This window comes from Natronorubrum sp. A-ect3 (genome assembly GCF_041821125.1).
Taxonomy (GTDB): Archaea; Halobacteriota; Halobacteria; order Halobacteriales; family Natrialbaceae; genus Natronorubrum; species Natronorubrum bangense.
The window spans coordinates 1123354-1137897 of record NZ_JBGUBB010000001.1; the positions used below are offsets into that span (position 1 = coordinate 1123354).

The following is a 14544-nucleotide window of genomic DNA, read 5'->3' on the forward strand; positions in this document are numbered from 1 at the left end:
GGCCGTTGACGGTGTTCGGGGCTCGAACAGTCAAGTGCGTTGCCCGCCTACGCCCATTCGTGTTCATCGATCCCGAACGACTCGAGAGTCGTCTGTGTGAGGAGTTTGGCGGGACGACGGGAGAGTCTCGTGTCGTCGTTCGCCAAGCCGTCGACCTCGCAGACTCCGGCCGGTATCAGGCTGACGTCGGTGCGACACTGACGACCGACGCCGTCATCGAGGAGCTGTCGGATGCACCCGACGGCACCCCGCCGGAGCGGTGGAACTGGTGGATCGGCTCGCTTGAACTCGCCTATGGAGGCTACGGCCAGTTTGGGATTCGACAGTACCGAGACCACGACTGAGATGGATCGTTGCCCGTCAGGTCCAGCGCGAGCGCGACTCGTCCTGCGGTCACGCCGGTTATCGGGACAGCAGTCCGTCTGAGACCGAAACAGCTTTTCCGGCGCTGACTGACTAATCAGTCAGTGACCGATCCCGACGTCCGCGATGCGATCATGACCGCCACCTATGAAGCGCTCTGCGAGAAAGGGTATAGCGACCTCACAGCCCAGTCGATCGCCGATCGGACCGACCGAAGCAAGTCCGCGCTGTTCTATCACTACGACTCCAGAGAAGCGCTCGTCGCCGAGCTCATCGAGTACCTGATCGAGGGGTTCGAATCGCGCGTGGCCAAAACTCGCGATCAACCGGCACTCGAGCGACTCGTTGCGTTTATCGACTGGTTTCTCTCTGCACCGGACGACGACGAGCGGGCGTTTCACACCGCGTTGCTCGAACTTCGGGCACAGGCACCCTACAACGACGTATTCCGTGAGAAACTCCGAGAGAGCGACGCCCACCTTCGCCATGCCCTCGTGGAGATCCTCCAGGACGGCATCGAAGAGGGTGTCTTTCGGGACCACGACCCGGACGCCATCGCGACACTCCTGCTTGCGGCGTTCGACGGCGCACGGATCCGCCAGGTTACGCTCGACAGAAACGAGTATCTCGAGACGATCAGCACGGGCGTGGTCGACCACATTCTCGCAGACGTGCTTGCTCCCGACACCGAGTTGCCAGCTGAAGCGAGTTTCACGTTCCCACGTGATGAACGACTGCGAAACGACGAGGAGACACCGGCCGAGACCGCAACTGACGCTGCCGAACCCCGTGACACGGACGAATGAGTGAACTAAGACGACGCATCGCCCGCTCGAGCATCGCCGATCAGAACGCCGGACTGGCACCGCCAGTCGACGCAGCCGTCGACGACGCACTGTCACCACCCGACCAGTCGCTCCCGGTCGCGCTGTGTACCGTCGCCGGTGAGTTCGCCGCCGGCGACGCCAACCACGGAGAGGGACTGGACCCGGATACTCTCGAGTGTGTCCTCGAACCAGTCTGTGGTGCTGTCAGGCTGCTCGAGGGATATGTTCGGCTTCGGCTGGCGCTAGCTGGCAGTGACCGAACGACCGCCGAAACCGATCCCATCGTCGACTGGCTCGAGGGGCAATCGATCGATCGGGACACGGCGCTGCTCGCGAGCGATCATCTGCACGCCAGCGCCTACGTAACGGCTGCCAAGACACCGGTTTCCGATGCCCAACTCCTCGAGTTGCTCGAGCTCGTGATCCAGGGGTCGACGGCGCTGGCTCAGCAGACATTCCCAGCGTCCAGCACGGACGAGACAGCCGACGACCGGGTCCCCGTAGAGGCGACGCTTGCCGGTCTGGCCGGCGCACTCGGCGTGACAGCTGTCGGTGGATCGACCGACACACGCGAGACGCTGCGACGCTATGGACACGAATTGGTGACTGCACTCGCGTCCCAGTCGGCGGTCACGAGCGCCGACCCTGCGCCTCGAGCGACTGCCGTTGGCGCCCTATTCGATGGCCAGTCCCGACGAGTCGTGGGCGAACAGAGCTCCATCGAACGCTGTTCTCCCCCTGTTCGAGACTCCCTCGAGCACGCACGGGCGGCCCTCGAGTCGCTTGCGGCGGGCGAGGTCTCTTCGGAGTCGGAGTGGCCGGCCGGCGACACACTGCCACCGCTTGTCCGCCTCGAACAAGCAACACGACTACCGTTTCAAAACAGTTGATCTACTGTCCCGATCCCCAGCGACGAGGTCGGTGATTGACGAGGCGTGACGACCGCAGTCCGTATCAGTCGTCGTTGAACGTGTTGACTCTGTTCACCACTTCTTCGGATGTCTCGACCGGCTCATCGCCCGAGAAGACATAGAGGACGACACCGAGGATACACCAGCCGAGAACGATCAGCCACTCGTAGGGCCAGAGCAGTGCGGATTGGCCGCCTGGCAGATAGAGCGAGATGAAGATCGCGGTCAGAACGAACGCGACGATGCCGACAACCGAGCCGCCCGGAACCTTGTATGGGCGATTCATCTCGGGTTCGCGGTAGCGCAAAACCAGGAAGGAGACGACGACGAGGAACCAGGCGACGACGATGCCGAGTCCGCCGGCGTTGACGATCCAGCCGAGCATCTGTTCGCCGAAGAACGGGGCGAGCACGGAGAGACCTCCGATCAGCAAGATCGCGTTGCTCGGCGTGTTGTACTCTGGGTGGACCTTCGCGAGTGATTTCGGCAGCATCCCCGACTGAGCGAGTGCGAAGAGTGCGCGACTGCCGCCGATGATAAACGCGTTCCAGCTGGTCATAATCCCCGCAACACCTGCAAGTGCCATCAGCTGACCCGCAGCCGTGCTGCTGAACAGGACCTCCATTGCCTCTGCTGCTGGCAGTGGGCTGTCGACGAGCGCTGCACCCGAAAGTGCGCGGCTCGAGCCCCAGATGACGGCCATGTAGAACATCGATGCCAGTCCAACCGACAGCAAGATCAAAAGCCCCAGTGTCCGGGCTGGAATGTCAGCCTCCTCTGCTGACTGTGGAATAACGTCAAACCCGACGAACATGAACGGAGTCATCAACACGACGGCAAAGATTCCGGCCGTTCCGGCCCCGAAGGAGGGGTCTGGTGATGGTTGTCCGTTGGTGATCGCGCCGGAGATCAACACGACACCGGCGAACGCGATGACGACAGTCATGATGATCTGGAACTGCGCGGCGATTCGAATGCCGATGTAGTTCAAATACGTGACGCCGATCGTTCCCAGGACGCCAACGAGGACCCAGGTGCCGTAAACCGGCTCTCCAGCGACTTCCCAGAGCGGGATGGCATTGAATCCTGGAATAATAAACGCCATCGCGGACGGAAGCGCAACCGCCTCGAAGGCGGCGACGGTGACGTAGCCGAAGATAATCGCCCAGGTACAGACGAACGAGCCGATCGGACCCAGCGCACGAAGGCTGTAGACGTGTTCGCCGCCGACTAACGGCATCGACGACGCCAGTTCACTGTAGATAATTGCGACGATACTGACGACAATCCCCCCTGCAATGAATGCGGCAATCGCACCCATTGGCCCCCCTTCATTAATCCAATCTCCGGCAAGGATAATCCACCCCCAGCCGATCATTGCTCCAAACGATAAGATCAACATTTCCTTGGTACCCAACGCCTTTTCTAAGCCACTTTGTGTTGTATCTGACATGAGTATCGTGCCTGAGTTTCGTTACCGTATGGGCCATAAATACGACACCTAATGTATCTTTCGTAGATATTGTATTACGAGCAAATATTGTACTATATCATGGTTCAAATCCAATATCGGACCATTCTGTTGTGGGAGAACCAGTGGTTTTGGGAACATCTCATAAAATTCATCCTTCATATACAAACGTTAAACTGATCTATGTGTGAAGTTGTCACTAACGGGACGTATGAACCGGCTTTATTATTGGTTGGTTGATGGTTTCACTGGCCAACCGTCCCCGACCACTGTCCAACAGAATGCGTCGTTCTCACAGCGTCCACCTACTGTCCAGCGCGACAATGTTGGATAAGATCCAATACCGATAGTACTTCTTAGATTATTGCTGTCTAACGCAATCCATGTGAGATTTCGCATCAAATATATATGCGATGATGGAAATAGTATACTATGGCAGTAGGCCCGTCAATCGAAGACCTTCATTTCGCGATGGAACCATCTGTTGATGAGATTCCAGGACCGAACTCACAGAAACTCCTAGAGCGTCAACAGGAAGTCGACAGTAGCGCCGTTGCGTATCCGAAACGAATCCCGATCGCTCTCGAGGAGGCACGCGGGGCAACGGTTCGTGACGTCGACGGCAACACGTTCCTCGACTTTTTCGCCGGTATCGGCGTGCTGAACGTCGGCCACTCGAATCCGTACGTCCTCGAGGGGACGCAGGAACAACTCGAGTCGGTTGCGCACACGATCGACTTCCCGACGGAAGCACGAATCGATCTCATCGACAAGCTTCGAGAGATCGCCCCTGGCGGACTGGCTGGCTCGAGTAACGTCGTCTTCGGCGGCCCGAGCGGGAGCGACGCAATCGAAGGCTCGATCAAACTCGCCAAACACAACACAGGTCGACACGGCCTGCTTGCCTTCGAAGGCTCCTACCACGGCACGACTGCCGGTGCGCTCAGCCTCACTGCGGGCAAAAAGTACAAGAAAGGATACAGCCCGCTGCTTGCGGACACCGTCCACGTGCCCTACCCCTACCCCGCCCAGGATCCCGACACCGGCGACGCTGGCGCACTCTGTCCGGCCGACGACTGCTGTATGAACGACGGTTGTGCCCGCGCGCTCGACGCCGTCAAGCGGAAGTTCGAGGCACCCTACGGCGGTCACTCGACGCCAGCCGGTATCTGGGTTGAACCGATTCAGGGCGAAGGCGGCGTCATCGTGCCGCCGAAGGGCTTCCTGCAGGGGCTTCGTGATATCGCAGACGACAACGATGCGATGTTGATCGTCGACGAGATCCAGACCGGACTGGGCCGAACCGGCGAGTGGTTCGCCACGGACCACTTCGACGTGACGCCGGACGCGATTACGATGGCGAAAGCACTCGGCGGCACCGGCCTCCCAATCGGTGCGATGCTCTATCACGAGAAGTTCGACACCTGGGGGCCAGGTGGCCACGTCGGCACGTTCCGCGGCAACGCGCCCGCGATGGTCGGCGGCCTCCGTGCGATCGAGTACATCGAATCCCACAACCTGCTCGCACACGCGACGGAACTCGGCAGCTACCTCCGAGACCGGATCAGCGAAGTCGCGGAGACGACCCCGGAGATCGTCGACGTGCGCGGGAAAGGGCTGTTCGTCGGTGTTGAGTTCGAAGACGCCGACGGCAACCCAGACGCCGACATCGTCAAAGCGATCCAGACCCATTGCTACGAGAACGGCGTGCTCGTCTGGAGCGCCGGCCGACACGGGAACGTGTTGCGGCTCATCCCGCCGCTCGTCCTCACCCACGAACAGGCTGCGTTCGGCATGGACGTCCTCGGCGAGGCCGTTCGTGCAGTGACCGCGGAGGCACACTGATGCTCGACTATCTCGGCCTCGAGGAAGACATCACCGGCGAAGAACGACTGATCCGCGATACGGCACGCGAGTTCGTCGACGAACAGGTTCGCCCAGATATCGGCGAGCACTTCGAAAACGGGACGTTCCCGAAAGAGCTGATTCCCGAGATGGGCGAAATGGGCTTTTACGCGCCCAACCTCGAGGGATACGGCTCGCCAAACGTCTCCGAGACGGCCTACGGGCTGTTGATGCAGGAACTCGAGGCGTGTGACTCTGGCCTGCGCTCGATGGCCTCAGTCCAGGGCGCACTCGTCATGTATCCGATCCACGCCTACGGCAGCGAGGAACAGAAAGAAGCGTGGCTCCCAAAGCTCGGAGCCGGCGAGGCCGTTGGCTGTTTCGGCCTCACCGAACCCGAACACGGCTCGAACCCGACGGCGATGGAGACGTACGCCGAACGCGACGCCGACGGCTACGTCCTGAACGGCTCGAAGACGTGGATCACGAACTCCCCGATCGCCGACGTTGCGATCGTCTGGGCGCGTGATCGCTCGAGCGAGGACACGCCCGTTCGTGGCTTCCTCGTCGAGACCGATCGTGACGGCGTCAGCACGAACAAAATCACCGAAAAGCTCTCGCTTCGTGCCTCGATCACCGGCGAGATCGGGCTCAACGACGTTCACGTTCCCGAAGAGAACGTTCTTCCCGGCGTCTCCGGCATGAAGGGGCCACTGTCCTGTCTCACGCAGGCACGCTTTGGTATCGCCTGGGGCGCCGTTGGCGCGGCTCGAGACTGCTTCGAGACGGCCCGTCAGTATGCGCTGGATCGCGAGCAGTTCGGCGGCCCGATCGGTCGCTTCCAGCTCCAACAGGACAAACTTGCGGAGATGGCAACCCAGATCTCGCTTGCACAGCTGCTCGTCTATCGCTTGACGGAGCTCAAAGAGCGCGGCGACCTGCGTCCACAGCACGTTTCGATGGCCAAGCGCAACAACGTCCGCATGGCCCGCGAGCAGTCGAAAGTCGCCCGGGAGATGCTCGGCGGCAACGGCATTACGAGTGACTACTCGCCAATGCGTCATATGGCGAATCTCGAGACGGTCTACACCTACGAAGGCACCCACGACATCCACACGCTAATTCTCGGTGAGGATCTGACCGGGATCGCCGCCTACGAGTAGGTCGCTCCCCGTTTTTTGTTATTCGCCGCTGGACAGCTCGTGAGAGGCCAGCAGCGACTCCTGACTGTAATCGCGCAGCGTGCCGATCCCCGTGTTCGTCTTGATCGTCGAGATGACGAACTTCGAGCTCGTCCGGCGGATCTCGTCGATCGACTCGTAGTCGTCGACGAGCTCTTCGACCATATCCCGCGAGGTAAGTCGCCCGATGACGACGAAGTCCGTATCACCCATCGTGAAATAGACCTGATTGACACCCTCGATATCGGCGAGCTGTTCGCCGACCCGCTCGTGATATCCCTCGCCGAACTCAGCCCAGATTTCGGAGATAATCGTGATCCCGAGGCCGACTTTTTCGAGGTCGAGTTCGTACAGTTCGTTGGTAATGACGCCGTCTTCTTTCAGACTCTGCAGCCGGTAGTGCACCGTCGATTTCGGAATGCCGGTCTGCTCGTGGATGATTTCCGTGTTGTCGGTCTCCTGTTCTGCGATTGCGAAGATGATCTTGATGTCCCGCTCGTCCAGTGTGGCACTCATCTATGCGTCTGTTTGACGTAGCCACCCCTATTCCTTTTCGGTGACAGGCTGTCCTCCGCTGTCCGTGTCATATTCGACGGCCGAACGAACGGAAGCGATGGATGAAAACGGCTCGAGAACCCAGCGACGGTAATGGAGATCCGATTTCTCGGTGGCGCTCGCGAGGTCGGGCGCAGCGCGATTCTCGTCAACGACGCGCTGTTGCTCGATTTCGGGATGCTGACCGCCAACCCGCCCCAGTTTCCCCTCGAGACACCCGCCCCCGAGGCGGTCGTCGTCTCACACGGCCATCTCGACCACGTCGGGACGATTCCGACCCTCCTCTCGGGTGATGGACGGCCGCCGATCCACTGGACCCCGCCAACGGCCGAACTCGCGCGCACGCTCGCTCGAGACACGCTCAAACTCCACGGCGGCTCGTACAACTGCCCGTTTACCGAGCCCGATCTCAAACGCGTCACGCAGGTCTCAGAGACGCATGGCTACCGAGAGCCGTTCGAGGCCGCCGGCCACGAGATCACGTTCTACAACGCTGGCCACATTCCGGGCAGCGCTCACGTGCTCGTCGACGACGGGGAGACGCGGCTGCTCTATACGGGCGATTTCCACATCGACGCTGCCTCGAGCGAGGCAAACAGGCACGCCGACCCTGTGGTCGGACAGCGACTGGTCGAAGGGACGACGGCGCGGCCGGACGCCGATATCGTCCTCTGTGAGAGTACGTACTCCGACGTCGACCACGAGCCTCGAGCCACCGTCGAGGAGCGCTTTGTCGAAAGCGTCGAGACGACGCTCTGGGATGGTGGCACGGTCGTCGTCCCGGCGTTCGCGATCGGCCGAACACAGGAACTGATGCTCGTCTGTGCGGCCCACGACATCCCGTGTTACGTCGACGGGATGGGGACACAGGTCACCGAAATGCTCCGCCAGTATCCAGCGTACGTCCGCGATGGCGAGGCGTTTCGACGGGCGATCTCACACGCCCGATTCGTCACCGGCCGGGACGGCCAGCGCAAGCGGATCGTCGACCAGAAAGCCGTGATCATCACCACCAGCGGGATGCTCTCGGGCGGGCCGGCGATGACCTACATCCCTGAAATCCGCAGAAATCCGGCGAACAAGATCACCATGACGGGGTATCAGGTTGAGGGGACGCCCGGCCGTGATCTGCTCGAGACCGGCAGCGCCGAGATCGACGGCCGAGTGATGCCCGTCAGCGCCCAAGTCGAACAGTACGATTTTTCTGCCCACGCGGATCGAGACGGCATCCTCGAGTTCCTCGCATCCTACCGCGACAGTTCAGTCTTGATCAACCACGGCGATCGCTGTGGGGCGTTCGCCGAGGAGTTGCGAGGCGATGGATTCGATGCGAGCGCACCCGAACTCGGCGACGTCGTCTCCGTGTAAACGTCGCCAGCCCGCCTCGTGAGACGAGACGTGGGAGGCGAAACGGAGTGAGAATCAGTTGGGAGCCGCTCGGCGTTCTGCGAGCCGACCACCGACGTACCCGCCGAGAGCGCCGAGGCCGGCACCGATGGTCGCGATGAGGAGCCCTGAAAAGAGCAGTGCGGCTCCGATGACGATCGCGTTCCCCACCTGTTCGATGGCCAGCAGTCCGGACAGCAGGCCGCCGAACACGAACAGAAGAATCAGCAGGAGTGGCAGCATGGGCAACAGCCCTGCAAGCGCTCCGACGCTGACTGTCCGATCGGACTCGCCTCGCTCTAAGTAACCCGCAAGTGCGCCGCCAAACGCGGGCGAGACGGGGACAAACGAGAGCACGACAGTGGTCACAGCACCGAGAACGGCAAACGTGCCAAACGAGCTGATGGACTCGCCTGTCCGGGCTTGACGGTGAGCGCGGTGTCTCAGGATGACGTATCCGATCGCGAACAGAACCAGCCCGCCACCGGTCAGGAGCAGTCCCGGTCCCAGCCACGAGACGACAGCGTCGGCGACCGTCAGCGACTCGGCGTCGGTGAGTTCGGTCGTCCCGACGGTGACGGTGACGCTTTCGTCTTCGATCCCCTCTGCGAGAAGCGCTCTGTCGACGAGGAACACGAGCACGCTTCCGCCGACGACCAGGAGCAATCCGCTCAGCGCGATGATGGCCCCGAACAGCCAGTCGACGAACTCCGGGAGTGGACTCCTGCCGACAGGGTGTCCCTCCGCGCTCGTCCTTTCGGTCGATGTACTCCCCATAGCACTGTGTGCTGGCGTGGTTCACCTCTATTAAACCACAGCCTCGACCCACTCTGCAGTGACGAACTTATGACGACATCCTTCACAGAGCGAAAACTCGACGACTTGGCCTGTGGACAGATGTACGTGATAGCGTTCGACTGGGTACTCCGTCGCGCCGCAGTTGGTGCATGTCACGGGTTGTCACTTCCGCGGGACACGCCACCTACGGCCACAACCGATATAATTCCCACGTGGGTATTCTCGTCGCCACTGGCTGTCACTGCACAGCCGATCACACGGCGACATGCGATCGGTGTGCCACCCGGTCGTATCGACCGGTATAGCAACCTACTCGGTGTGCCAGCACACACTCCGCTCGCATGGGTCACGGTACCGGTAGTCACCGACAGGCATACGCTCTCGTCGTCCTCGCCGCGGGGAGCTACACCTGTCTCATGTTCGTCTGGTTCTCGCTGCCGGCGTTTCTCTCGACGATTATCGCGGAACTCGACCTCTCGAGTACACAGGCTGGTGTGCTTGCCGGAGCCGTGCCGCTGACGTACATCCCGCTTGCGCTGTTTTCCGGGCTCGCCGTCGACCGAGTCGGACCCGGTCGAAGCCTCGCGGTCGGGGTGTTGATCTACGGCGTCGCACAGATCGTTCGAAGCACGGCCGGCGGCTTTCCGTCGCTGCTTGCCGCGACGCTTTTTCTCGGCATCGGTGCGACCGCCATTACGTTCGGCCTCCCGAAGCTGGTCGGCGTGTTGTTCCCGCCCGAGGCGACCGGTCGCCCATCGGCGATCTATCTCATCGGTGCCTCGGCGGGCTCCGCGCTCGTCTTCGCGGTCGGACGCCCGGTGTTGGGGCCGTGGCTCGGCGGCTGGCGACCGCTGTTCTTTTGGAGTGGCGTCGTCGCCGTCGGCTACGGCCTCTGCTGGCTGCTCGTTACGTGGCGTGTCGACATCGACGGCCGAATGGCTGCCACCGACTCGTTTTCCCTCGAGTCGGTCGTCGACGACCTGCGGCTGGTGCTTTCCCACCGTGAGCTCCGGTTGGTCGTCGTCATCGGGACGATGTACCTGCTGTTACACCACGGTCTGCAAGGGTGGTTGCCGACGGTGCTCGAGTCACGCGGGTTTTCGGCTGCCGTGGCTGGACAGGCCACGAGCCTGCTGATCGGTGCCTACGTCGTCGGCGTGTTGGTCGTGCCCACACTGGCCGATCGGTTCACTGCTCGGCGACTCGCGCTGATGAGCTGTGGCAGCATCGCGTTTCTCGGCGTTGTCGGGATGATTATGGGTGGCAAGGGCGGAGCCGTTGCCGTCGGAATCATCTTCGCCGGGTTCGGGATCGGCGGCGTCTCACCGCTCGTCCGGGCGATTCCGCCTGCACTCGAGGGGATCGGGGCACGGTTGACCGGGACGGCGGTCGGCTTCATTTTCGCCGTCGGCGAGATCGGCGGCTTCTTCGGCCCGATGCTGATCGGCGTCTTTCACGACGTGACGGGGTCGTTCGTTCCCGGGCTGGTCATGCTGTCGGCCGGTGCACTCGTCGTTGTCCTCGCTGGGGCCATGCTTCGATACGAGCGCCGTTGACATCCACCCGTAAGTCACGCGCTTTCTCCTTGACCCTGTGTGAGTGCCCGCAGTCGCCGATCTGTCCCGCTCGAAGCTGGCGAACCGACGAACGGACCAACTGCTCGAGCCGACGGTGCTGGTTCACCGTGAAGCTTTATTGTGGTTCTGCTGGTCCGTCGTCTATGCCGACCACTCCCCGCAGCAACCGGCTTCAACGAACGCTCAAGGACGGCGGCGTCGCCCTCGGAATCCTCGAGAACACGTACAACCCAACGCTCGTCGAGTTCTACGGTGATCTCGGGCTCGACTTCGTCTGGATCGATCTCGAACACGCCGGCCCGAGTCCGTGGGACGGCGACCGACTCGAGGACCTGCTTCGGGCCGCGGACGTAACCGAGACGGAACTGCTCGTTCGCCTGCCCGAACCCGATCCGGGGATGATCCGAAAAGCGCTCGACGCCGGCGTCCGCTCGCTGTTCGTCTCGCGGATCGAGACGGCCGACGAAGTCCGGCAGGCGCTCGAGGCCTCTCGGTTCGAGTACGACGGCGACCCCGGAAGACGCGGCTTTGCAAGCCCCCGTGCGAGTCGCTGGGGGACGGCCGACGACTACGCTGGCACCGAAGATGACGAGATCGTCCTCGGCGTGACGATCGAGAATCCAACGGCGGTCGACAACATCGACGACATCCTCGCAGTGCCCGAACTGGGCTTCGTCTTCGCCGGTCCGCTCGATCTCGCCGTGTCAACGGGCCATCCTGGGGAGCCGACCCACGAGGACGTCGAGCAACACGTCGACCGGATTCGAGAGGCAGCGCTCGAGGCCGACGTCCCGCTCGGTGGGCTCGGCTTCGGAATGGACGACGTCAACGAGAAGGCCGAATCGGGCTACCAAATCCTGAATATCGGGAGTACGACCGGTGCCCTGCAGGGGACGGTACAGTCGTGGCTCGACGAGTACGGCGGTGGCTAACAGGCCAGAGCAGGCATGCGAGAGGGCGGCTGGGTCGCAGATGGGCTCTCAGCGGCTCCCGCTGTCGTCCGACTCCCGCCTCGCCGGCGGCGTTTTCGAGACGAGTTGGCCCCACGTCTCGCGGTTGTCTGCCACCTGCCGATAGGCCCACTCGCGGACGTGTTCGTACTCCTCAAAGTGGCGGCCGAACTCGATGACGTCGCGAACGGTGCTGTTGGTGGTCGTCCGACGGAGTGCCTCCTCGATCGACGCCCCACAGGAGTAGACCGCGTCGTCGGTTACGAGATGCGAACACTGCTCGTAGTGAGTCGGCAGCCGCTCGCGAAGCTCGGGTTCCGCCGACAGGTCGCTGAAGCCGACGAGACGCAGTTCGCCGTGTCGATCGACGTAGTCCGCCCACCACGTACAGAACCCGCAGTCGTCGTCGTAGACGAGCGTCGGTTCGATCATACGCGAGTGAACGGACTCGAGGCACAAACGCCTGTCCTCAGCCTCGAGGCAGGGTTCAGGATGGGGCGGCCGACGTGTCAGCGAGCCGCTCGAGCGCTCGGCTCGTGTGGTCACCAGGCCGTAACCGTCGTCGGACGTGGCTCATCGCGCTGTTTCTGATCCTGTAACTGGACGTGAGCCTCTTTATTTGCGCGCGAGAACATTCAGTCGAAATGCCATCTGCAGCTCGTCCAGGCCGCGAGCGTAGCTATTCGGTCGCCAGTCTCGTTGGCGTCGTCGCCAAGCGACAGACGTACAAAAACCTCTGTTATCTGGCTGTGGCGTTTCCACTCGGAATGGTGTACTCGGTGGTGTTTCTCGTCGGCTTCGGGTTCGGAACCATCCTCTCTGCGTTCGGCATCGGCATCCTGCTGTTGATCGGCACCGTCATCGGCTCGCGACTGCTTGCGCGGTTCGAACGATGGCTCGCAAACGCGTTGCTTTCGGTCACTCTCGAGACGGCTGACGACGTTCGATCCTCGTCGACCGGACTGCTGGCGACGGTGAGACGATATTTCGACGCCTCCTCGACCTGGCGCGGACTGGGCTTTCTCATGGTGAAGTTCTGGTTCGGGTTCGTCGCGATCGTATTGCTCGTCGTGTTCGTCACCGCGCTCTCGTTTCTCACCGTCCCGTTCCGGTATCCACACACGGAAGAGCTGTTCAGGATCAACGACGAGCCGATCACCTGGACGATCGACACGCTCCCGGAAGCAGCCCTCGCAGTGGTGCTCGGTGCTGTTCTCGGACTCGCGTTCTTCCATCTTTCGAACGCCTTTGCGTACGTCGCTGGCCGAATCGCGGTTGCCCTGCTCGATGACTCGAGCGGGGCGGAGGCGGCACCGACCGAGCCGACGGACTGAGCCGGTCCTCGAGCCGAGTCCACTCAAACGGTGGCGTCCGGCCCGATCCAGCAGGCTGCCAGAACATTCTTGATCGTTGTCCCGAATCGAGAGACATGAGCAGCGCGGCACGGCCGCTGTCGGAACCACAGGTGCTGGCCCACACCAAGCGACGGCTCTTTCCGAGTCAGACCGACGACGACTCGCCCGCGTACGTGGTCGCCGACACGCAGTTCTCTCAAGCCGAGTGGCTTCCCGGTCACCCTGTCGATCCGGCCGTTCGGGACTGTCTCGCCCCGTTTAATCACGTCCGGATCGGCGGCGGCTACCCGGATCTCGTCGGCGTACGCACGCTCGAGTCCGACCTGCTGGCCGTCGACCGACTCGGTGACGAGCCGCCGCTGATCGCCATCGAGGCGAAAGGGGAGACGAGCGGCGGCGTCGACACCCAACGCGGAATCGTCCAGGCCTACGACCGACTCCACGAGGCGAACGCGGCGTATCTCGCCGCGCCGGCGACCGCGATCTCGGCAACCGATCGCACGCTCGCGCGGGAGTTGAACGTCGGCGTCCTCGGCGTCGCCGAGTCGGGGACGGTCGACGTCCTCGAGGTCCCCCGGGTCGTCGGCAATCGGACCTCGAGCGAGGCGACGGCGCTGCGGTTTCAGGCCGGCGCGCAGGGTGTCACCGACGCCTCGTTCGGCCTGAACCATCCGAAGAACTATCTCGGCTATCCGCTCGCACAGTACGCAGATGGGGACACCGAAACGCTGCTCTCGGCGTACAAGGTCGTTGGTGCGGCCGACGATGCCAGACGCGGCGCTGCCTTTCTCGGGTTGATCGAGCCCGGCCCCGCCCCGGAGTTAACGTCACTTGGGCAGGAGGTCGTTCGATTTGCGACGGCACAGTACGGCTCGGTTGAAGCGGCGCTTGCCGAGTTCGAAAACTGGTACCGGTCGTCGAAACGGTTCGTCGACGTCGCGCCAGCGTGGGGACGGCTGGCGCGGCGAATTCTGTTCGAGTACCCCGCGACGGAGCTGCTCGTCACGGAACTCCAGACGATGCACGACGACTGGCAGCCCGAACCGTCGCTCGTCGATCTGGTCGTCCACATGCACGAACTTCACCCGACCTTTACCGTCGAACTGTTCGTCCGCGGCGACGAGGCGGTTCGACGACGAGTCCTGACCGAAGACGGCGATCTTCGGCGCTCAGCGCTCGAGGACGGCACCGTCTATCACTCGCCGACGGTCTTCCAGCTGAAGGCGATGCTGTACCACGCCGGGATTCTGACTGCTCGAGGGGCAGAGCCACATCGACTCGAGCCAACCGAGGACGGCTGGGCGCTTCGGGAAGTCGTGTAACTC

14 protein-coding genes are annotated in these 14544 nt (G+C 62.3%); 10 read left to right on the plus strand and 4 right to left on the minus strand.

Translation table 11 applies throughout. The annotated features are described in order from the left end of the window. The first annotated feature begins 59 nt into the window (after nucleotides 1-59). The 3 genes from ACERJA_RS05655 (at nucleotide 60) to ACERJA_RS05665 (ending at nucleotide 2080) form a co-directional block, all read left to right on the plus strand. Nucleotides 60-344, plus strand: coding sequence for a hypothetical protein (locus ACERJA_RS05655; protein ID WP_373607282.1), 285 nt, complete (start codon nucleotides 60-62; stop codon nucleotides 342-344). A gap of 123 nt (nucleotides 345-467) precedes the next feature. After that, nucleotides 468-1169, plus strand: coding sequence for a TetR/AcrR family transcriptional regulator (locus ACERJA_RS05660; protein ID WP_373607283.1), 702 nt, complete (start codon nucleotides 468-470; stop codon nucleotides 1167-1169). Further along, nucleotides 1166-2080 (plus strand): hypothetical protein, encoded by a 915-nt coding sequence (locus tag ACERJA_RS05665; RefSeq protein ID WP_373607284.1) that lies wholly within the window; start codon nucleotides 1166-1168, stop codon nucleotides 2078-2080. Before ACERJA_RS05660 ends, ACERJA_RS05665 begins: the two co-directional genes overlap by 4 nt. Before the next feature lie 64 nt (nucleotides 2081-2144). Here ACERJA_RS05665 and ACERJA_RS05670 read toward each other — a convergent pair whose 3' ends face one another. Next, nucleotides 2145-3554 carry an APC family permease gene (locus ACERJA_RS05670; RefSeq protein WP_373607285.1) on the minus strand — a complete coding sequence of 470 codons (1410 nt, stop codon included), beginning with the start codon at nucleotides 3552-3554 and terminating at the stop codon, nucleotides 2145-2147. Between the two features lie 450 nt (nucleotides 3555-4004). Between ACERJA_RS05670 and ACERJA_RS05675 the strand changes: the two genes are divergently transcribed. Continuing rightward, nucleotides 4005-5417: an aspartate aminotransferase family protein gene (locus ACERJA_RS05675; protein WP_373607286.1), complete on the plus strand. Its 1413-nt coding sequence runs from the start codon at nucleotides 4005-4007 to the stop codon at nucleotides 5415-5417. Continuing rightward, complete coding sequence (locus ACERJA_RS05680; protein ID WP_373607287.1) at nucleotides 5417-6580, plus strand: acyl-CoA dehydrogenase family protein; 1164 nt, start codon at nucleotides 5417-5419, stop codon at nucleotides 6578-6580. The genes ACERJA_RS05675 and ACERJA_RS05680 overlap by 1 nt, the downstream gene beginning before the upstream one ends. An 18-nt stretch (nucleotides 6581-6598) precedes the next feature. On the opposite strand, the gene ACERJA_RS05685 is transcribed toward ACERJA_RS05680, so the two are convergent. After that, entirely contained in the window at nucleotides 6599-7114 is a 516-nt protein-coding gene (locus tag ACERJA_RS05685) for an Lrp/AsnC family transcriptional regulator (RefSeq protein ID WP_373607288.1), read from the minus strand. A 132-nt stretch (nucleotides 7115-7246) separates the two neighbouring features. Here ACERJA_RS05685 and ACERJA_RS05690 point away from each other — a divergent pair, with 132 nt between their 5' ends. Next, complete coding sequence (locus ACERJA_RS05690; protein WP_373607289.1) at nucleotides 7247-8521, plus strand: MBL fold metallo-hydrolase; 1275 nt, start codon at nucleotides 7247-7249, stop codon at nucleotides 8519-8521. A gap of 54 nt (nucleotides 8522-8575) precedes the next feature. On the opposite strand, the gene ACERJA_RS05695 is transcribed toward ACERJA_RS05690, so the two are convergent. After that, on the minus strand, nucleotides 8576-9316 hold the full coding sequence (locus tag ACERJA_RS05695; RefSeq protein WP_373607290.1) for a DUF5518 domain-containing protein: 741 nt from the start codon (nucleotides 9314-9316) through the stop codon (nucleotides 8576-8578). Nucleotides 9317-9678: 362 nt separating this feature from the next. On the opposite strand from ACERJA_RS05695, the gene ACERJA_RS05700 reads away from it, so the two are divergent. Both ACERJA_RS05700 and ACERJA_RS05705 read left to right on the plus strand, forming a co-directional pair. Further along, on the plus strand, nucleotides 9679-10893 hold the full coding sequence (locus tag ACERJA_RS05700) for a CynX/NimT family MFS transporter (protein WP_373607291.1): 1215 nt from the start codon (nucleotides 9679-9681) through the stop codon (nucleotides 10891-10893). 164 nt (nucleotides 10894-11057) lie between these two features. After that, on the plus strand, nucleotides 11058-11846 hold the full coding sequence (locus tag ACERJA_RS05705; RefSeq protein WP_373607292.1) for an HpcH/HpaI aldolase/citrate lyase family protein: 789 nt from the start codon (nucleotides 11058-11060) through the stop codon (nucleotides 11844-11846). A gap of 48 nt (nucleotides 11847-11894) precedes the next feature. Here the strand turns inward: ACERJA_RS05705 and ACERJA_RS05710 are convergent, their stop codons facing one another. Beyond that, nucleotides 11895-12296 carry a DUF393 domain-containing protein gene (locus ACERJA_RS05710; protein WP_373607293.1) on the minus strand — a complete coding sequence of 134 codons (402 nt, stop codon included), beginning with the start codon at nucleotides 12294-12296 and terminating at the stop codon, nucleotides 11895-11897. A gap of 212 nt (nucleotides 12297-12508) precedes the next feature. Here ACERJA_RS05710 and ACERJA_RS05715 point away from each other — a divergent pair, with 212 nt between their 5' ends. Further along, nucleotides 12509-13198, plus strand: coding sequence for a sensor domain-containing protein (locus ACERJA_RS05715; protein ID WP_373607294.1), 690 nt, complete (start codon nucleotides 12509-12511; stop codon nucleotides 13196-13198). Between the two features lie 95 nt (nucleotides 13199-13293). Further along, nucleotides 13294-14541: a hypothetical protein gene (locus ACERJA_RS05720; RefSeq protein WP_373607295.1), complete on the plus strand. Its 1248-nt coding sequence runs from the start codon at nucleotides 13294-13296 to the stop codon at nucleotides 14539-14541. The last annotated feature ends 3 nt before the right edge of the window (nucleotides 14542-14544 follow it).

What these genes read in the sequence shown, in the direction of transcription:
- ACERJA_RS05665 (WP_373607284.1), top strand. Translation starts at nt 1,166, where the DNA reads ATGAGTGAACTAAGACGACGCATCGCCCGCTCGAGCATCGCCGATCAG.
- ACERJA_RS05670 (WP_373607285.1), bottom strand. Translation starts at nt 3,554, where the DNA reads ATGTCAGATACAACACAAAGTGGCTTAGAAAAGGCGTTGGGTACCAAG.
- ACERJA_RS05675 (WP_373607286.1), top strand. Translation starts at nt 4,005, where the DNA reads ATGGCAGTAGGCCCGTCAATCGAAGACCTTCATTTCGCGATGGAACCA.
- ACERJA_RS05680 (WP_373607287.1), top strand. Translation starts at nt 5,417, where the DNA reads ATGCTCGACTATCTCGGCCTCGAGGAAGACATCACCGGCGAAGAACGA.
- ACERJA_RS05685 (WP_373607288.1), bottom strand. Translation starts at nt 7,114, where the DNA reads ATGAGTGCCACACTGGACGAGCGGGACATCAAGATCATCTTCGCAATC.
- ACERJA_RS05690 (WP_373607289.1), top strand. Translation starts at nt 7,247, where the DNA reads ATGGAGATCCGATTTCTCGGTGGCGCTCGCGAGGTCGGGCGCAGCGCG.
- ACERJA_RS05695 (WP_373607290.1), bottom strand. Translation starts at nt 9,316, where the DNA reads ATGGGGAGTACATCGACCGAAAGGACGAGCGCGGAGGGACACCCTGTC.
- ACERJA_RS05700 (WP_373607291.1), top strand. Translation starts at nt 9,679, where the DNA reads ATGGGTCACGGTACCGGTAGTCACCGACAGGCATACGCTCTCGTCGTC.
- ACERJA_RS05705 (WP_373607292.1), top strand. Translation starts at nt 11,058, where the DNA reads ATGCCGACCACTCCCCGCAGCAACCGGCTTCAACGAACGCTCAAGGAC.
- ACERJA_RS05710 (WP_373607293.1), bottom strand. Translation starts at nt 12,296, where the DNA reads ATGATCGAACCGACGCTCGTCTACGACGACGACTGCGGGTTCTGTACG.
- ACERJA_RS05715 (WP_373607294.1), top strand. Translation starts at nt 12,509, where the DNA reads ATGCCATCTGCAGCTCGTCCAGGCCGCGAGCGTAGCTATTCGGTCGCC.
- ACERJA_RS05720 (WP_373607295.1), top strand. Translation starts at nt 13,294, where the DNA reads ATGAGCAGCGCGGCACGGCCGCTGTCGGAACCACAGGTGCTGGCCCAC.